Raw genomic sequence first — 17,851 nt, forward strand, 5'->3', positions numbered from 1 at the left:
GCGCGCTGTGCTGTGGGCATGGGCGATACCAGGCTGGAACCGGTGGTGTTATCCGAGGCTGAGCGGCTGACGTTGCAGAACTGGGCCAAGCGGCGTTCCACGGCTCAGGGGTTGGCGAACCGGGCGCGGATCGTGCTCGCCTGTGCCGCGGGCGGGAACAACACGGCCGTTGCCGCACGGTTGGGAATGGATCGCAAGACGGTGGCACGGTGGCGTGTCAGGTTCTTACGCGACCGGCTGGAAGGGCTGTCCGACGAACCGCGTCCCGGGGTGCCGCGCACCATCACCGACGCCCAGGTGGAAGAGGTGGTGGTGCGCACGCTCGAAGAGGTCCCGGAGGGTGCCACCCACTGGTCGAAGCGGGAGCTGGCCCGGCGGGTGGGGATCTCGCCGACGAGCGTGCTGCGGATCTGGCGGGCCTTCGGACTGCAGCCCTGGCGCACGGAGACCTTCAAGATCTCTCCGGACCCGCTGCTGATCGACAAGATCCGTGACGTGGTCGGGCTGTATCTTGCCCCGCCGGCGAACGCGGCGGTCTTTGCCGTGGATGAGAAACCGCAGATCCAGGCCCTGGAGCGGACCGCTCCGGTGCTGCCGATGGTGCCCGGGATCCCTGAGCGCCGCAGTTTCGACTACGTGCGGCACGGCACCGTGGACCTGTTCGCCGCCTTGAACACCGCCACCGGCAAGGTGATCGGGAAGCTGTCCGCGCAGCACCGGGCGGTGGACTTCCGTGACTTCCTCGACGAGATCGACCGTCAGACCGAGTCCGGCCTGGCGGTCCACGTGATCTGCGACAACCTTTCCGCCCACAAGGCACCGGTGGTGCACCAATGGCTCCTTGCGCATCCCCGGTTCCAGCTGCACTTCACCCCGACCTATTCGTCCTGGACCAACCAGGTCGAGCGGTGGTTCGCCGGGCTGGAACGGCGCTGCCTCGAACGCGGCGTGTTCTGCTCACTCGACGAGCTGAAGACCGCGCTCGAAGAGTGGATCAAGACCTGGAACGAGCAGGCCCAGCCCTTCAAGTGGACCAAGACTGCAGACCAGATCATTGACCGCATCTGCCGCTACTGCGACAGGATCTCTGGACCGGGACACTAGCTGGGGATGGGCGGCCGTCACTGACGGCGACCCTGGTATGCGGCGCTACGTGCGGCCGGCTCTTCCCCGCTCAGAGCGGCGAACGCGCCGGTCGTATACGTCGAGGGCCACCTCGTAGGCCGCGAGCAGGTTCATCGTGTCGGGGACGCGTGGCAGCTCTACGACCCTCTAGTTCCAGCTTCCAGCCGTCGTCGGTGCGTTCCAAGACCGTCACCGACTCGGCCTGCACGCCGGCCCGCTCCGCGAACTGTGCGCGCGTTTGGCGCAGCTCCTCACCAGGCCCCGGCAGGTCGTCTTCTGCCCGCCCTGGGAATCATCGGCGTTCGCCCGGATTCCTTGAGTTTGCTCACCAGTAGCTGACGAACTCGCTCTTGCAGAACACCGTCGCGTCGAAGGGGCCTCGGGGAGTCCGCCCCCATCAGACGCCGAGATGCCGCAGGCTGACCATGAACGTCCCCGAGGCGGAGACGGCCAAGACCCTCGTCCTCTTGCAGTGCCGGCGCGTCGGCGGGCCCGCATGGTTCAGGGCATGCGGTGGCAGTCCGGGAAGTTGCCGGCCGGTCGTTCTCCCGCGGGTCCGTCGGTGACGGCCCTGATCAGCAGTTCACCGCCGACGAAGGCGCCGCGCCAGGAGTGGCCGAAGCCGCAGAAGAGTTCGTCGCGGTCGCCGCGGGAGCGGGGCGTGCCGTGGCCGGTCTTGAAGGCGCGGATCTGGGGACGAGGCGGTCGTAGGTGGCGGGGTCGTCGGTGGAGAGGGTGGGGCGCTGTCACGTTGTTGGGCGCCTGGGTCTCTGACGGTGCGTCGGGGCGTGGCGGGGGTCGGGTTTTGGGTCGGTGCTCAGGCCGCGGCGAGCCGGCCGGCGGCGCCGGTGATCTGGTCCCAGATGGCGAAGCGGACGGTCATCTCGGCGCGGTAGTGGGCGGCGGTCATCCGATGGCGGTAAGGGCGGAAGTGGGGTGAGATGCCGCTGAACGCGGCCAGGAACCGCTGGGCTGCGCCGACACTGCGGAAGCCCTTCATGGCCCGTTCGCGCTGCCGGGTGGGCTGGTGGCTGTTCTCGGCCCGGTTGTTCAGGCGTTTGTGGGAACGGTGCTCGACCGAGGGCATCAGCTGGCGGTGGGCGGTGCCGTAGGAGCGGAGCTTGTCGGTGACCATGACCCTGGGCACCCGCTGCTGCTTCTTCATGAGCTTGGCCAGGAACCGCCTGGCGGCCTTCGCGTCCCGCTTGGACTGCAGCAGGACGTCGAGGAGGTTGCCGTCCTGGTCGACGGCCCGCCACAGATACTGCCGCACACCGTTGATCCTGACGAACACCTCGTCGAGATGCCACGTGTCCCCCGGCCCGGGGCCGTCGGCGGCGCAGTCCGTCGGCATAGGCCTGGCCGAACGTGGCGCACCAACGACGCACGGTCTCGTGGGAGACGAGGATGCCGCGCTGAAGCATGAGTTCTTCGACCTCGCGGAAGCTGAGCGGGAAGCAGAAGTACAGCCACACGCAGTGGGAGATGACCTCCACCGGATACCGATGCCCTCTGTACGACGGCGGCGCGCTGCCCACGGACGGCTCCTCCTCGCATGACCAACCAGAAGATCCTCCCACCCGGTCAGCCAACGTGACAGCGCCCGATCAACTGCTCGTCCGTCGCCGTACTCGACGGCGCCTGGACCGGCTGCTCAGCGAGCTCAGGCTCAACGACGGTGTCGGTCATCTCTGGCGTCTCCTTGATCATCAGATCCGCCGTTGATCAGACACTCCCCACCACGACCACCGGTCCGCCCCGGTGGGCTGGCTGCAGCCGCGACGGCGTTTGCGCGCTGAGACGAAGGGGTCACGAGCATGGCGCGCGACCCGCTGTTTCTCACCTGGTGCGACGCCGCTGTCGAAGACCTGGTGGACTACACCACTGGGTTGCTTCTCGGCAGTCTCCGCCTCGGACACGGCCGGGCACTCGCGGCGGAACCACAGGCGCGTGCCCGGGCTGTGGTTTCGGGGCGGGGCGAAGGCGGCTCAGCCGGGGAGGCTGGTCCGTTCTTCGATTCGCTGCAGTGCGTGCTTGAGGTACTGCGCGAACCGCGGGTAGTTCTCGCTCATCGGGAAGTGGCCGATGTCCTTCATCTCGATGAATTCCGCGCCGCGGATCTGCTTGGCGGTGCGCTCGCCGTCCTCGGGGGTGGTGAGGTAGTCGTACTCGCCGGTGAGCATGATCACCGGGCAGGCGTCGCCGTCGATGTCGCCGAGGCGGTCACGCAGGTCGTGGTCGACCGAGTAGAAGTACAGGTCGCCCTTGAACGCCTCGGACCCCTGGCTGTAGTAGAACCATGTGGCCCAGCGGTCACGCTCCGGGGACTGTGGCGCCATGAGGTCCCACACACCGCTGGCACATACCTGGGCGGCGTTGGCGTGCGGGTGCTGCCACCAGTCGAGGTAGAAGCCGGGCGAGTAGTCGGCGCCCTCGACCGGGATGACGGCCTTGAAGCGGTCCGGGTGGCGCAGCGCCAGTTGCAGTGCGACGTTTCCGCCGAAGGAGGAGCCCATGAAGATCGGGTCTTCCAGTCCGAGAGCGTCGCAGAATGCGGTGATGAACGCCACGTAGTGGTCAGCGGTGAGCTTGTACTCTTCCTTCCACCAGTCCGTATTCCGTGGCGGGTCGGACTTTCCGTGACGGGCGAGGTCGTACGCGATGACGCGGTAATTGCTGGTGATCTCCTCGTCTTCCAGGAGATTGCGCCACTGGTGGTTGTGGGCGCCGGCGGTGTGCTGGCAGACGAGCGGCTGGCCCTCGCCGTTCTCCAGGTAGAACACCTTGTACTCGACGCCTTCGACGTCAATGGTGACGTAGTGGCCGGTGACCGGGGAGATACGGGAATTGTTGCTCATCGGGTTCCTATCGGCGGGGTGATCGGTCAGCCCAGCGGGCCGGTGACGCGCAGCAGTTCCAACTGCCGGGTCAGGCAGCGCAGGTTCTGCATGAGGACCAGCAGGTCCCCCTCGAGCCGCATGCCGCGCCGGAAGGTGGCCGCCCAGATGCCGTGGTACATGGGACCGGGCGTCGGCTGGCAGAATCCCTGCCAGGTCTCGGCGGTCGCGCGGATCGCGAAGTCGTAGGCCGCCAGCGGCTCCGGGTCGACGATCAGTTCTTCGATGCGCCCGTGGTGCACGCGGACGAGAAAGGAATGCGTCTCCATGTCGAGCAGGTAGCTGCACGAGAAATACTTCCCGTGCGCCTGAATTTCTGCGTCGCCGTCACTGAGCTGACGGAAACGATCCACTGGCTCCTGCGCCGTTGCTGTTGCCATTTACCTCTCCTCGGTAACGCCGGCGTTTCTGCAAAGGTAATGCGGTATGGCGAGGCGGTCTCACGCAATTCCGCCGCCGTTCGGTAATCTAGGGTTATTGATGGGGTTGCGGCATATTTCTATGCCGGCAGACGACCCGGCGGTATCGTTTCGGCCACGGAGTTAGGGCTGCGTCTGCTGAGGTACTTCACAGCCGTCCACCAGGGGCCTGCACTTCGGACGGGCAGCACGGCACCTGCACATCTCCCAGCCTGCGCTCAGCGTCCAGATCCGCAAGCTGGAGCAAATTTTCGACGCGGAGCTGTTCCGCTTGCCCTTGCCGAATACCTCATCCATGCAGGTGGGAGCGGGCCAGGGCTTCGGTGTAGTCGGCTGACGCCCGGTTGCTGACGTCTCGTCGCGTTGGGCGGGGTCCGATACAGCACAGGCACGGACGTCCGTGATCATGGAATCCTACCTTTCAAGCGTGGGTTTCCGCTGGTCATTCGTAAGATCGACGGGCCCGGGGGCTCCGGGTATGGCTGTCATGGAGGAGCCGATCGGATGGCTCAGAGAACATGGCCGCCCGGAGCCCCGCGACGACTCGACCGCCAATTGGGATGCGCGACTTGATCGCTCTGTAGGACTACGTCGGCGAGGTCGTCTGCGGGATGGACTGACGACGAGCTGACGTAGGTGGCCGTGCCCCAGATCTGGGCCGGGATGGACATCGGCAAGGAGCATCACCACTGCGTGGTGATCAACGAGCGGGGCGAACGGCTGCTCTCCCGCCGAGTCCTGAACGACGAGGCGGCCCTGCTGGAGCTGATCCGCGACGTCCTGGACATCGACCAGGACGTGCTGTGGGCGGTGGACGTCAACCACGGCGGCGCTGTGCTGTTGATCGGCCTGCTGCTCAACCACGGTCAGCCCATGGCCTACCTCACCGGCCTGGCCGTCCACCGCGCGTCCGGCACCTACCGCGGAAAGGGCAAGACCGACGCCAAGGACGCCTTCGTCATCGCCGACCAGGCCCGCATGCGCCGCGACCTGGGCCTGCTGCGGCCCGGCGACGAAATAGCCGTCGACCTGCGCATCCTCACCACCCGCCGCACCGACCTCGCAGGCGACCGCACCCGCCAGATCAACCGGCTCCGCGCCCAACTTCTGGAATTCTTCCCCGCGTTGGAACGCGCGCTGGACCTGACCAACAAGGGTCCCGTCATTCTCCTGACGGGATACCAGACACCGGCTGCCATCCGCCGCGCCGGCGCGAAGCGTATCGAGACCTGGCTGCGTAATCGCAAGGTCCGCGGTGCCGCGGCCCTGGCCAAGGCTGTCCTGGATGCGGCGCAGGCCCAGCACACCGCGCTGCCCGGCGAGACACTGGCCGCCGGCATGGCGGTCCGTCTCGCGAAGGCGGTGATGGCCCTCGACGAGGAGATCGCCGAGCTCGACGCACTCATCGAGGCCCGGTTTCGTGAGCACCCGCACGCCGACGTGATCTGCAGCCTGCCCGGAATGGGCACTCAACTCGGTGCCGAGTTCATCGCCGCCACCGGCGGCCACATGACCGCCTTCGCGAGCGCCGACCGTCTTGCCGGCTACGGAGGCGTGGCCCCCGCTGCCCGCGCCTCCGGCCGTATCAGCGGCAACCACCACCGCCCGCGGCGCTACCACCGCGGCCTGCTGCGGGTGTTCTACCTGTCGGCGATGGCGAGCCTGAAATCCTGCCCGGCCTCGCGGACCTACTACGACCGCAAGCGCGCCGAGGGCAAGGGACACAAGCAGGCCCTGATCGCGCTCGCACGGCGGAGAGTGAACGTCCTCTGGGCGATGATCCGTGACGGAGCGTGCTACCAATCCGCACCAAGTGTCGCACCCGCGGTTTGAGAAGCCGTTGTCTCTCCGGATGTGATCGCTGAGTTTCCGCTGGTCGGGGCGCTGTCACGTTGGCTGACCGGGTGAGAGGATCTTCTGGTTGGTCATGCGAGGAGGAGCCGTCCGTGGGCAGCGCGCCGCCGTCGTACAGAGGGCATCGGTATCCGGTGGAGGTCATCTCCCACTGCGTGTGGCTGTACTTCCGCTTCCCGCTCAGCTTCCGCGAGGTCGAAGAACTCATGCTTCAGCGCGGCATCCTCGTCTCCCACGAGACCGTGCGTCGTTGGTGCGCCACGTTCGGCCAGGCCTATGCCGACGGACTGCGCCGCCGGCAGCCTCGTCCTGGGGACACGTGGTACCTGGACGAGGTCTTCGTGAGGATCAACAGTGAGTTGACGTACCGGTGGCGGGCCCTCGACGCCGACGGCACCGTGCTCGACATCCTGATCCAGGACCGCCGAGACAAGGCCGCGGCCCGGGGCTTCTTCCGCACACTGCTCCAGAAGACCTACTCGGTGCCGCGGGGGGTGCCTCTATGTCTTTCGTCAAGGCGCCCAGGTTTGGTTTGGGGTGGTTTGACTTGCTGGGGTCATGCGGCGAGTTCGATGTCCTTGGGGACGCGGGGTTCGTAGAAGGTGCCGTCGCGGAGCATGGCGAACAGGACGCTGATGCGTTGACGGGCCAGGCGGAGAAGGGCCTGGGTGCGGGTCTTGCCGCGGGCTCGCTGGCGGTCGTAGTAGGTGCGGGAGGTTGGGTCGGCGTTCATGCAGGCGAAGGCGGAGAGGAACATGGCGCGTTTGAGCTGCCGGTTTCCGCCTCGGGGTGCGTGCTCGCCGTGGATCGAGGTCCCGGACGACTTCGTGGTCGGGGCCAGGCCGGCGTAGGAGGCCAGGTGGGCGGCGGTGGGAAAGCTGGTGCCGTCGCCGACGGTGACCAGCAGGACGGCGGCGGTCCTGACGCCGACGCCGGGCAGCGACGTCAGGACCGGGGAAAGAGGGTGCGCCTCCAGCAGGGTGTTGATCTGGGCCTCCAGGGCCCGGCACTGGGTGTGGACGGTGGCCAGAGAGGCGGCCAGGGTGGGGATCACGATGTCGAGGGTGCCGGTGCCCGGGACGACGACGGTCTGTTCGTCCAGGGCGCCGAAGACAGCATCGAGCAGCCGCTGGGCCATGCGCGGGGCCTTGGGCCGGAGCAGTTCGACGAGTCTGCGGCGGCCGGCTTTGCGCAGGGGGGCCGGGGAGCCGTGGCGTTCGAGCAGCCAGGTGACGGCCTGGTGATCGAGGCGGGGGCCCAGGACGCCTTCCAGGCTGGGGTGGAACTGGGTGAGCAGGCCGCGGATCCGGTTGCTGGTGCGGGTGGCCTCGGCGGCGAGGTCCCGGTCGAAGCCGACCAGCACGGTGAGCTCGGCGGTGATCTCGTCGGTCGGCTCCAGCGAGCGCAGGGTGTGCGGCATGGTGCGGGCCGCGTCCGCGATCACGGCCGCGTCCTTCGCGTCGGTCTTCGCCTCGCCCGGGTAGAGGTCGGCGATCCGGCGCATCGCGAGTCCGGGCAGGTAGGCGACCTGGCAGTCGGCGTCCCGGGCCACGGTCAGCGGCAGGGCGCCGATGGAGGCGGGCTGGTCCACGACCACCAGGACGGTGCCGAACTTCGCGGCCGGCTTGTCGAACACGGCCCGCAGCTTCGGTTCGCTGTTGGGCAGGGGCTTGTCGAAGACCTTCTTGCCGGCCGGGGTGAGTCCGTGGCCGTGGTGGGCGCTCTTGCCGACGTCCAGGCCGAGGAACACGCCCACGTCTTCGGTGTCGAACATAGCGCCCTTCCAGGGGTGTTGACGGTGCCGGCCTCGACGTCGGTGTCGTACTCGCGCATCCACGTTATGCAGACCTGCCATCCGCGAGCTGTCCGGCGTTGCGCCGGACCGGGTGGCGGCCGGACCTCTCATCAGCGTCTCCGACGGCACCTTCCGGGCCCGGTGACACCACCCCCCAGGTCATCCGTTCGACAGGGGGACACCGTCATGCCGGGCTCGGAGGCCAGCGGCCCTCTTGCAGGACCGCGGAAAACATAACTGGGGCGAAGGTCCCGGTGACGAGCGCGGGCGGCGCGGGCGGGGCGTAGTCGAGGGGCCCCCACCACAGCGCCTTCGCCCACTCCGTGGCCTGCCCGGGTGCCCGGGGCCGGCGCGCGGGGGATGCGCGAGCGGACACGCGGCGGTGACCATTCACCGGGTCCCGGCCGGGAAGAATATGACCGGACAACCCGGCCCGGAGGTACCGGGGAGCCGAGTCGGCAGTGGAGAAGCCGCCCGTGTTCTATTACCTGCTCAAGTACGTCTTTCCGGGGCCGTTGCTGCGGCTGCTGTTCCGGCCGCGGGTCGAGGGGCTCGAGCATGTTCCGCCGCAGGGCGCGGCGATCGTCGCCGGGAACCATCTGTCCTTCGTGGATCCCCTCCTCATGCCCGCGGTCCTGAAGCGGCGCATCACGTTCCTGGCCAAGGCGGAGTACTTCACGGCGCCGGGTCTCCGGGGTCGGCTGACCGCGCTCGTTCTCCGCGGTGCCGGGCAGATTTCGGTGGACCGGTCGGGCGGGGCCGCGGGGCAGGCGGCGCTCCGGAAGGGGCTGGGGGTGCTGGCGAAGGGGAAACTGCTCGCGATCTATCCGGAGGGCACGCGTTCGCCCGACGGCCGACTGTACAGGGGCAAGGTCGGGGTGGCGGTGCTGGCTCTGGGCGCGCAGGTTCCGGTGATTCCGTGCGCGATGGTGGGCACGTTCCAGATCCGGGCTCCGGGGCGTGTCCTGCCGAGACTTCCGGCGGTCACGATCCGTTTCGGCAAGCCGCTGGACTTCTCGCGCTGTGCGGGGATGGCGCACCGGAAGACGGTGCTGCGGGCGGTCACCGACGAGATCATGTACGCGATCCTGCGGCTGTCGGGCCAGGAGTACGTGGACCGGTATGCGGCCGATGTGAAGGCCGCACAGGCGATGGGGCGGCGGGACTGAGAGCCCGTGAACAAACTGATCGTCGAGGGCGGGTGGGAATCGGCGAAGTGACGTGCACGGCCAGGACCTCTTGGTAGCAACTGCGGTGTCGAAGCCCAGTCGCGCCAAGAGGTCCTGTCATGCCGTTGTACGCCCCTGCCGCCCCCGCTGTCGCCCCGAATGGGCAAGCTGACTGCCCGTGCCTGGCCTGCCGGTTCGGTCACGGCCGCCGTCACCCGGCCCGGCCCCGCTGCTACACCTTGGACACCACGGACGTGGAGTGGCAGGTCATCGCGGCGGTGCTGCCGTGGCCGGCATGGCTGGACGGCAACGGCGGGCGCCCGGAGGAGTACTGCCGCCGGCTGATCGTGGATGCGATCTTCTACGTCGCGGACAACGGCCAATGCCGTTGCTTGAGAGGTGCAGGTAGTTCCCCTCCCGGGCACGGTGACCGCCGGGGTGCTGGTTCGTTGACCGGACATGCATCCATGGATCGGGTTATCCGATGAGGTCCGGCTCGGGTTGCTCACCGAGTGGATCGTTCCTGAGCTGGTGGACGAGGTGCTGACCGCGTGTGGTCGGCGGGATGCCAAGCCCCGCCCCCTGTCGGGCCGGTTCATGGTCTACTTCGTGCTTGCCCTGGCGCTGTTCCAGCAGGACTCCTACGACGATGTCGCGGAGAACCTGGTCGGGGCCCTGGGCGAGATGGACCAGTCGGTGCCGAACAAGTCGTCGTTCACCAGGGCCCGGCAGCAGCTCGGGGCCGCACCGCTGGAAGGAGTGTTCCGCCGTGTGGCGGGGGCGATCGCTCCGCCCACACTCGAGGCGGCGTTCTGGCGCGGGATGAGAGTGGCCGCGGTCGACGGGTTCTTGCTGGACGTGCCGGAGAACGATACGACCCGTGCCGCTTTCGGTGGGCAGGTGGACAGTGCCGGCCGGCCCATCGGGTTCCCGCAGGCCAGGGTGGTGACGCTGACCGAGACCGGCACGCACGCGACGATCGACGCGCGGTTAGACAGCTTCAAGGGCGGTGGTGGCGAGCCCGCGCTGGCGGCAGGGATGGCCGGCAGTGCCGCCGGCATGCTGGTGATCATGGACCGGGCCTTCCCCGGTGTCGCACTGTGGAAGGCCTACACGCAGGCCGGAGCACACCTGCTGATCAGAGCCCGCACCTTCGTCGCCGCGAAGCCCATGGAGGTCTTGCCCGGCGGGACCTATCTGACCCGGATGAACCTCGCCGGGCAGCGGCGCTCCCATCCGGGCGGGTGACCGTGAGGGTGATCGACTACCGGGTCGACGGCGGCGAGACGGTCAGGCTGCTGACCGACCTGCTCGATCCCGAGGCCGGGCCCGCCGAGGAGCTGGCAGTCCTGTATCACGAGCGCTGGGAGGTCGAATCCGCCTACCGGCAGCTGAAGACCTATCAGTGGGGAAAGGCCGAGGTGCTGCGGTCGGTGTCGCCGGAACTGGTGCGGCAGGAGATCTGGGCCCACCTGACCCTCCACCACTGTCTGAACCGGATCATCATGCGGCTGGCCTGCGGCGAGGGTCTGGACCCCGACCGGATCTCGTTCGTCAGGGTCTTCAAGCACACACGACGCAGCGTCGTCCTCCAGGCAGGCCGGTCGGCCCGCCGACTGCGGCAGTTCACGACGCGGATGGCTGCGAAAGTCGTGCGTAAGCTCGACAACGGTCTCCGGCGGCTACGCGCGGCGGACCGCTACACCCGCCGTCCGGTCTCGCAGTACATCGTGCGCAGGAAGGGCCAGGTCAGGCGAGGCACCCGACGGGTTCCGGAGAAGGTCATCACCCTTGCGCCCGCGATACTTCAGTAACTCAAGCAACGGCATTGGGACAACGGCAACAAGTGGCGCAATCTGCCGGGCGACTTCCCGCACTGGCGCACGGTGCACACGATCTTCACCCGGTGGTGGCAGGACGGAAGCGTCGACGCCATCCACAATGACCTGCGCGACGAGGTCCGCCGGTCCGAGGGCCGGGACACCGACCCGACCGCCGCGATCATCGACTCGCAGTCGGTACGCGCCGCGGAGACGGTCGGTGCCGACAGCCGCGGGTACGACGCGGGCAAGAAGGTGGCGGGCCGCAAGCGCCACGTGATCGTGGACACGATCGGCCTGCTCCTGGTCGTCATGGTCACCAGCGCGAGCGTGCAGGACCGTGACGGAGCCCGTGCCGCACTGGCGCATCTGCGTGGCCTCTTCGAATCGATCAGGCTGGTCTGGGCCGACGGCGGCTACGCCGGGAAACTCGTCACCTGGGCCAGGAAGAAGCTCCGGCTCACGATCGAGATCGTCAAGCGCACCGACGACGTCAAGGGCTTCGTGGTACTGCCACGCAGGTGGGTGGTGGAGCGCACGCTGTCGTGGATCTTCCAGCGTCGCCGCTGCGTACGCGACTACGAACGGTTACCCGAGCACCACGAAGCCATGGTCAAGTGGTCCATGATCATGCTGATGTCACGGCGCCTGGCGGGCACGAAGGACGCCAAACACCGGAAATGATCAGTTTGTTCACGGGCTCTGAGGTTTTGCCGCCCTTGGGTGCGATCCAGTCCGGACGGCCGTCCCAGGCGAGAGTCATGCGACCACCACACCGGCCCCGAAGACCGCTTGTCCGCTCATGCCCACCAAGACAGTCCAGCAGAAAACCGCGCCGCACCTCCTGAAGATATGAGGCTCAAAGACGCCGGCGTGGTGTCCGCGCGCCCGCCCGGTGGTGGCTGCGATCTCCGTCGGCCACCCGTTCCTATGATGGCCACATGCACGGCCCGCGCGAGCTTGCGAAGGGCACACCGCCACGGCGGGAACGCTATGTCGACCTGCTGCGGGCGCTCGCCATCCTCCTCGTGGTGCTCGGCCACTGGATGGTCGTCGTGGTCACTGGCGGGGCCCGCGGTGTGGATGGCTTCAGCGCGCTGGAAGTGCTGCCGTGGGGCCGCCCGATTACCTGGCTGGCCCAGGTGATGCCGGTGTTCTTCATGGTGGGCGGGTTCGCCAACGCGGTCTCGCTGACCTCACACACCCGCGGGGGCGGCGACGTCGCGGACTGGCTGCTCGACCGCAGCGCGCGGCTCGTACGGCCGACGACCGTGTTCCTGCTGACGCTCGCCGTCGCCGCACTGATCGCCCGGCTGGCGGGCGTCGACCCCGTTCAGGTGGGCCGGGCCATGTGGCTGGCCTCGATCCCGCTGTGGTTCCTGCTGGTCTACCTCGTGGTGGTCTTCCTTACGCCGCTGATGCACCGCCTGCACCGGCGGGTGGGGCTGGCTGTGTCGCTGGTCCTGGTGGGGCTGCTCGCCGCAGGGGACGTCGCCCGACTGGCGTTCGACGCGCCGACGCTGCAGCTGGGCAACTACCTGTTCGCCTGGCTGGCGGTGCACCAGATCGGCTTCGCCTGGCAGGACGGGACGCTGCCGGTCCGGCCCAAAGTGGCCCTGCCGCTGCTGATGGGCGGTGCCGCGGCGGCGGTACTGCTCACGGTGGTCGGCCCCTACCCGGTCAGTATGGTGGACATTCCCGGCGCGCCGCTGCGCAACCTCTCGCCACCGACGCTCGCCCTGCTGGCGTTGGGCACGGCTCAGCTCGGGCTGGCACTGTTGCTGCGCAACGCGGGCGAACGGTGGCTGCAACGGCTCGGGCCGTGGATGGCTGTGATCGCCGTGAACTCGGTGATCCTGACCGTGCTGCTGTGGCACATGAGCGCGTTCGTGCTCGTCGCCGTGGCCGTGTATGCCTCCGGCCTGTTCCCACGGCCCCAACCTCCTACGGACACGGGAGCGTGGCTGCTGTGGAAGCTGCCGTGGCTGGCCGTGCTCTTTTCCGTGCTTGGCGCGCTCGTGGCGGTCTTCGGCCGGATCGAACGGCGCGGCCTGCGGCGCGGCGCCGTCACCTCGCGCAGTTGGTGGACGCCGGGGGCGCTCGGCCGTCCCAGGCCGCGCGCCACCGCGGCCACCGTCGGCTATGCCGCCTGCGTGCTCGGCCTGCTCGGGGTGGCCGACGCCGGTCCCGCCGACCACGGCCCGTTCGGGCTGCCGACCGCAGCCCTGGCCGGCTTCCTGGCCGGTGCGGCCCTGCTCCGCACGGCCCGCGCGGCAGCCGACCCCCGGGTCCGCTGAGCAGCTGCGCGTGCAGCTCGATGGAACCGGCCTGCGCCTGGTGGCGCCCCTATGGGCAGTGCGAGAGGCTGGGAGAGCAGGGCGCCGGGCCCTTGCCCGCGTCGACGCCGTGGCAAGGAGAGCGCAGCGTGTTGCCCAGGCCGGTCGTGGTGGGAGTGGACGGCTCCCCCTCCGCACTGTCCGCCGTGGAGGCCGCAGCACAGGAGGCCCGGATGAGGGGAGCCAAGCTGCACGTCGTGCATGCCTTTGTCTGGCCCGCTATGCATGTTCCGTCCGGCGGCTCGCCTCTGGGCCCGCCCGCGGGAAGCGTGCAGGAATCCGTCGAGTATCTGCTCGCCGAAGCCGTCGAACGGGCCCTGGCTACCGCGCCCGGGGTGGTGGCCGACCAGGCGGTCATCGCGGGAGAAGCGGTCACAGCCCTGGAAGCTCAGTCGAGGACGGCGCAGCTGATGGTGGTGGGCCATCGCGGCTCGGGCGGTTTCGCAGGGCTGCTGTTGGGATCGACGTCGGTCCATCTGGCCGCTCACAGCCACTGCCCGGTGATGGTGGTACGGGAGCGGATGGCGGATGACGGGCCGGTGCTGGTAGCGGTGGACGGTACACCCCAGAGCCGTGGGGCGATCGCGTGCGCCTTCGAGGAGGCATCGCTGCGAGGCGCAAACCTGGTGGCGCTGCACGTATGGGGGACGTGGAGCGACCACGGTGACATCCGCCCGGCGGACCTGGTGGACCTGATCGGTGACGTGGAGAGGCTTCAGGCATACGAGGAGCGACTCCTGGGCGAGGCCCTGTCCGGGCACCGGGAGGAGCATCCTGAAGTGACCGTGCATGCGCGTGTCGTGCGAGGCCGTACGCGGCCGACGCTGATAGAGGCGAGTCGTGACGCCCAGCTCATGGTGGTGGGTGCGCGCGGACGCGGCGGATTCACCGGACTGCTCCTGGGCTCGGTCAGCCAGGCCGTGCTCCATCACGCGCACTGCCCGGTCACCGTGGTGCGTTCCGACCTGAGGTGACACCCGTTCATATGGGTCCACTCACCTGCCTGTGCGGGAGAAACCCGTCTTCTGCGGCAGGCAGCCTGCACACCTCGGAAACCTGTGCCGTTCAGAAACGCGTTGCTGCAGCTCGCAGGGGGCCTGGCGATGCTCGAGGGCTCGCTGGGACCATGCCTGAGGTGGTTGTCTCGCTGGTGCATCAGGTGACACGGAAGCTGCTGTCGGTCCCGGCAGTGCTGCCGCGTCGGCAGGCGGCCAAGGACGCCGAGCTTCTTGCCCTGCGGCACGAGAACGCGGTGCTGCGCAGACAGCTCGCGCCTCCGGTGCGCTACGAACCGGTGGACCGCTTGTGGTGCGCGGCGCTGTCCTCGCTGATACCCCGGCAGCGGTGGGCGAACGGGTTCCCGGTGACGCCGGGGACTTTGCCCCCATGGCACCGAGGGCTTGTGGCGCGCAGGCGGGACTACAACAGGCGCCGGAGCAGGCCGGGTCGGCCACGGACCGCGCAGGCGGTCAAGGAACTGGTGCTGCGGCCGGCCGCAGCAAACCCTCGCCGGGGCTGCCGCAGGATCCAAGGCGAGCTCGCCCGGCCCGGGCATCAGGTCGGCGCCTCTACGGTATGGGAGATCTTGACCGCTGCCGGCGCAGGCCCCGCACCCCGCAGAGGCGGGCCCCGTGGCGAGAGTTCCTCACGGCGCAGGCCGACGGCATCATCGCCTGCGATTTCCTGCCCCTCGGCCTGGTGGATCTTTGCCGGGTCTACGCGCTGGTCTTCCTCGAGCACGGCACACGCCGCCCGCACATCGCCGGCCTCCCCGCTCACCCAACCACGCAGTGGACGGTGCGGCAGGCCCGCAACCTCGCCGTCGATCCGGGGGTGCGCCTGGAGTCCCTGCGCTTCTTGGTCCGGGGCCGGGACGGGTAGGTACGCCGACTCCTTCGACGCGGTCTTCGAGTCCGAGACCATCAAGGTCGTGGGGGCCGCGCCGCGGGCTCCCCGGATGACCGCGCACGGTGAACGGGTCGTCGGAACCCTGCGGCGTGAAGTCCTCGACCACCTGCTGATCTGGAACGAGACCCGTGCCCGCCAGGTCCTGGGCCCTGGACGCCTGCGCCCGACACGACAACTGCCATCGCCCGCATCGGGCTCGGGGACGGCTGCCGCCCCTCGCGCGGGAGCACCCGGCACCCAAGACCGACCTGACCGCGCACCGAGTCCTTTGCCGCCGAGTACCCGGCGGCGTCATCAACGAGGTCCAGTACGCCGCCTGATCAGCGGCGACGAGTTTCCGAACGGCACAGGCTCGGGGACCAACCCGGCTTACCCGCCCGGCCGAACGCCTCGTCCGAGAACAGTTCGCCCAGCCGGTCACGCACCTGCACCGGCAACGGAACCGCCCGCCGGCCCCGATAGATCGCCCGGATCGCCGCAGCCACCTGCGGACCCGGCTCCGGCCAAGGCTGCGGCTGCACCGACACCACACACTCCGATCCACGAGAAGCGAAAAGGCCGTCATGATCCCATCCACCGGCACTTGGCGACGGTCGACTCGCAGGCACGGAGACGCACTTCACATTAGCCACCAAGATCGGGCAGGCTCCGCGTCCTGTCGTCGTGGCCGCGGGGCTGAGCTACTTGGGATCGACGGTGGCAATGGGCTTCACCGACGCCGACGTGTGGATGCCCCGGCTGCTCAGTGGCGGGGAGGCTGCTGCCGGGCCATGGCATCGGCCGGCTGTCTGCGGGCTGCGTACAGCGCCGTGTCCAGTTGGTGGGTGTCGGTGAGCACACACAGTGTGTACGTCGCGTCCTCAAGCCGGCGTGCGGTCTTGGGCTCTGGCGTCGGACGCCAGGCGCCGCTGGAGCGTCTCGCACCTCTCGACCAGCCCCCGCAGAAGTGAAGGAGACGCCATCACCATGGTGCCGCCGCCGTCCTCACTCGTTCGGACCATCACGGTCGCAGCCGCCGACGCCACCTTCAAGGACAACCTGTTTGGCCGGTCGGCCGCAAGGCATGTGAGCTGCCGGGACGTCGGCACGGCCCCGATCACCTCACCCGGCGGCCCGGCTGCGTTCCCGCCCGGGCCGTCGGCGGGAATAACGGCCGCATTGATGCGCTTACCCCCCGGCTCGCGGTGGGCCTGAAAGTCCGGCAGATCGCCAAGAAAGCGGCGGATTGCCCGCTTGCTCCGGCAAGCGGCTCGTCGGGCGATCTTCGGCGATGTTGCGCAGCATGGGTTCCGGTTTGCCCGGCCGAGGCGATGGACGGCGGGCGGCCCTTCGTACGCGGCGCGGATGCCGCGACCGTCCCACGAGGAGCAGCTCATGGCAGCGATGACGGATGTGCTGGTACCGGCGTTGGAGGACGCTCGTGAGGCTCACGCCGCGGTCGTCGCCCGGTTTCGCACCGGTGCGAACTCCACGCCGCCCGGCGCCCGCCGCCAAAGACTTGAACGCCAGGTCGCCCAGGCTGAGGACCGCCTTGAGCGTATCGAGGACCGCGTACGCGAGATGCGGCCTGACCGGGGAGCGTTGTCCACTGCCGGGCAGTTCGTGCGGTCCGCGGCCCGCGGCGCCGTGCGGGCGACCATGCTGCCCATGGAGGTCGCTGTGGCGGCCATGACGGAGATGGCGGACGGCGAGAGGCTCGCCCGTGAGCGCCGCCTGCTGAAGAACACCGAAGCCGAGTACGTGGCGGCAGCCGGGGCTCTGGCGGCGTGCCGGGCAGGGGAGAACATCGCCGAACAGCTCCACGACCCAGAGACCGCCGATCTGCTCCGCATGCTGCGCCGCCAGGAAGAGGAACTGCTGGAGAGCCTGGAGGAGAACCTCGCCGAGCAGGCCAGGGCCGTGGCGGCGGCCACCGACGGCCGCCCTCCCGCCGAGGCCGAAGCCGCCGAAGGCGGCCTGCTGGACGCGGTCATGCGCACCGTACGCGCGGCCCTGAACCGGCTGCGGGCAGCGTTCCGAAGCAACACCAGGCGGGCGAGAGGCACGGCTGAGGGCGCCTGGCGGGAGATGCCCGACGCCACCCGCATGGCCGAGGGCGTCCAGGGCGCCGTCACCCGCGAGCAGGACCTGCCGATTTCCGGTTTCAGCCGGCTCGGGATCCCGGAGATCCAGCAGCGCCTGCGCGGCCTGTCCCAGACGGAGCTGACGGTCATCGAGGGCTACGAACGCGCACACACGGGCCGTCCCGGGGTGCTGAATACCATCGAGCGGCTCCGTGAGGCCGAGCCGTGGGCCGGCTACGACGCGATGGACCCGGAACGCATCAAGATGCACCTGCCGAACGTCTCGGACGGTGTGGTCCGGCAGGTAGTCGAGTACGAGCGCCGCCACCGCCAGCGCGACACGGTGATCGACGCTGCCGAGAGCGCGCTGCGGGCGGCATCCGAGGCCACCCACCGGGCCGGAGACCTGGACGCCATCGAGCAAGTACCTCGCAGTGAACCCTGAGCCGGGGTGCAGCCGTACAC

Annotated in this window: 16 protein-coding genes and 3 pseudogenes; 12 read left to right on the plus strand and 7 right to left on the minus strand. The window is 68.9% G+C overall.

Features of this window, described 5'->3' with window-relative positions; translation table 11 throughout:
• The first annotated feature begins 18 nt into the window (after nucleotides 1-18).
• The gene (locus DIZ27_RS36295; RefSeq protein WP_109382666.1) at nucleotides 19-1,104 is read left to right on the plus strand and encodes an IS630 family transposase; all 1,086 of its coding nucleotides are present in this window, start codon (nucleotides 19-21) and stop codon (nucleotides 1,102-1,104) included.
• 45 nt (nucleotides 1,105-1,149) lie between these two features.
• On the opposite strand, the gene DIZ27_RS48560 is transcribed toward DIZ27_RS36295, so the two are convergent.
• The 5 genes and pseudogenes from DIZ27_RS48560 to DIZ27_RS36320 all read right to left on the minus strand — a co-directional run bounded on the left by DIZ27_RS48560 (nucleotide 1,150) and on the right by DIZ27_RS36320 (nucleotide 4,402).
• Nucleotides 1,150-1,239, minus strand: a complete 90-nt coding sequence (locus DIZ27_RS48560; RefSeq protein ID WP_309074947.1) for a hypothetical protein — start codon at nucleotides 1,237-1,239, stop codon at nucleotides 1,150-1,152.
• A gap of 387 nt (nucleotides 1,240-1,626) precedes the next feature.
• Nucleotides 1,627-1,862 (minus strand): annotated as a pseudogene (locus DIZ27_RS36305) (aldehyde dehydrogenase); the annotation flags it as partial.
• Between the two features lie 80 nt (nucleotides 1,863-1,942).
• Nucleotides 1,943-2,663 (minus strand): annotated as a pseudogene (locus tag DIZ27_RS36310) (IS6 family transposase).
• A gap of 450 nt (nucleotides 2,664-3,113) precedes the next feature.
• A complete protein-coding gene (locus DIZ27_RS36315; RefSeq protein WP_109382667.1) occupies nucleotides 3,114-3,983 on the minus strand; it encodes an alpha/beta fold hydrolase in 870 nt (289 codons plus the stop codon).
• Between the two features lie 26 nt (nucleotides 3,984-4,009).
• Entirely contained in the window at nucleotides 4,010-4,402 is a 393-nt protein-coding gene (locus DIZ27_RS36320; RefSeq protein WP_109382668.1) for a hypothetical protein, read from the minus strand.
• Nucleotides 4,403-4,610: 208 nt separating this feature from the next.
• Here DIZ27_RS36320 and DIZ27_RS47820 point away from each other — a divergent pair, with 208 nt between their 5' ends.
• The 3 genes and pseudogenes from DIZ27_RS47820 to DIZ27_RS36335 form a co-directional block, all read left to right on the plus strand.
• Complete coding sequence (locus DIZ27_RS47820) at nucleotides 4,611-4,778, plus strand: LysR family transcriptional regulator (RefSeq protein ID WP_181383858.1); 168 nt, start codon at nucleotides 4,611-4,613, stop codon at nucleotides 4,776-4,778.
• Nucleotides 4,779-5,104: 326 nt separating this feature from the next.
• Complete coding sequence (locus tag DIZ27_RS36330; protein WP_375232043.1) at nucleotides 5,105-6,274, plus strand: IS110 family transposase; 1,170 nt, start codon at nucleotides 5,105-5,107, stop codon at nucleotides 6,272-6,274.
• Between the two features lie 113 nt (nucleotides 6,275-6,387).
• A pseudogene (locus DIZ27_RS36335) lies at nucleotides 6,388-6,786 on the plus strand (IS6 family transposase); the annotation flags it as partial.
• A 65-nt stretch (nucleotides 6,787-6,851) separates the two neighbouring features.
• Here DIZ27_RS36335 and DIZ27_RS36340 read toward each other — a convergent pair.
• Entirely contained in the window at nucleotides 6,852-8,069 is a 1,218-nt protein-coding gene (locus DIZ27_RS36340) for an IS110 family transposase (RefSeq protein WP_109382670.1), read from the minus strand.
• 497 nt (nucleotides 8,070-8,566) lie between these two features.
• Between DIZ27_RS36340 and DIZ27_RS36345 the strand changes: the two genes are divergently transcribed.
• The 7 genes from DIZ27_RS36345 to DIZ27_RS48950 all read left to right on the plus strand — a co-directional run bounded on the left by DIZ27_RS36345 (nucleotide 8,567) and on the right by DIZ27_RS48950 (nucleotide 15,296).
• Nucleotides 8,567-9,259 carry a 1-acyl-sn-glycerol-3-phosphate acyltransferase gene (locus DIZ27_RS36345; RefSeq protein ID WP_109382677.1) on the plus strand — a complete coding sequence of 231 codons (693 nt, stop codon included), beginning with the start codon at nucleotides 8,567-8,569 and terminating at the stop codon, nucleotides 9,257-9,259.
• 459 nt (nucleotides 9,260-9,718) lie between these two features.
• On the plus strand, nucleotides 9,719-10,507 hold the full coding sequence (locus tag DIZ27_RS48945; protein ID WP_109382672.1) for a transposase domain-containing protein: 789 nt from the start codon (nucleotides 9,719-9,721) through the stop codon (nucleotides 10,505-10,507).
• Nucleotides 10,504-11,073, plus strand: a complete 570-nt coding sequence (locus DIZ27_RS46155) for a transposase (protein ID WP_181383859.1) — start codon at nucleotides 10,504-10,506, stop codon at nucleotides 11,071-11,073. Before DIZ27_RS48945 ends, DIZ27_RS46155 begins: the two co-directional genes overlap by 4 nt.
• A 72-nt stretch (nucleotides 11,074-11,145) precedes the next feature.
• On the plus strand, nucleotides 11,146-11,763 hold the full coding sequence (locus DIZ27_RS36365) for an IS5 family transposase (RefSeq protein WP_258308697.1): 618 nt from the start codon (nucleotides 11,146-11,148) through the stop codon (nucleotides 11,761-11,763).
• A gap of 257 nt (nucleotides 11,764-12,020) precedes the next feature.
• A complete protein-coding gene (locus tag DIZ27_RS36370; RefSeq protein WP_109382674.1) occupies nucleotides 12,021-13,376 on the plus strand; it encodes an acyltransferase in 1,356 nt (451 codons plus the stop codon).
• Between the two features lie 128 nt (nucleotides 13,377-13,504).
• Complete coding sequence (locus DIZ27_RS36375; RefSeq protein ID WP_375232041.1) at nucleotides 13,505-14,389, plus strand: universal stress protein; 885 nt, start codon at nucleotides 13,505-13,507, stop codon at nucleotides 14,387-14,389.
• 601 nt (nucleotides 14,390-14,990) lie between these two features.
• The gene (locus tag DIZ27_RS48950) at nucleotides 14,991-15,296 is read left to right on the plus strand and encodes a hypothetical protein (RefSeq protein ID WP_375232042.1); all 306 of its coding nucleotides are present in this window, start codon (nucleotides 14,991-14,993) and stop codon (nucleotides 15,294-15,296) included.
• Nucleotides 15,297-16,065: 769 nt separating this feature from the next.
• Here the strand turns inward: DIZ27_RS48950 and DIZ27_RS48955 are convergent.
• Complete coding sequence (locus DIZ27_RS48955) at nucleotides 16,066-16,167, minus strand: hypothetical protein (RefSeq protein WP_375232044.1); 102 nt, start codon at nucleotides 16,165-16,167, stop codon at nucleotides 16,066-16,068.
• A gap of 530 nt (nucleotides 16,168-16,697) precedes the next feature.
• Between DIZ27_RS48955 and DIZ27_RS36395 the strand changes: the two genes are divergently transcribed.
• Nucleotides 16,698-17,831 (plus strand): hypothetical protein, encoded by a 1,134-nt coding sequence (locus DIZ27_RS36395; protein WP_258308698.1) that lies wholly within the window; start codon nucleotides 16,698-16,700, stop codon nucleotides 17,829-17,831.
• Nucleotides 17,832-17,851 lie beyond the last annotated feature (20 nt).

The sequence above is a fragment of the Streptomyces sp. NWU339 genome (genome assembly GCF_003143855.1).
In the GTDB taxonomy this organism is placed as follows: domain Bacteria; phylum Actinomycetota; class Actinomycetes; order Streptomycetales; family Streptomycetaceae; genus Streptomyces.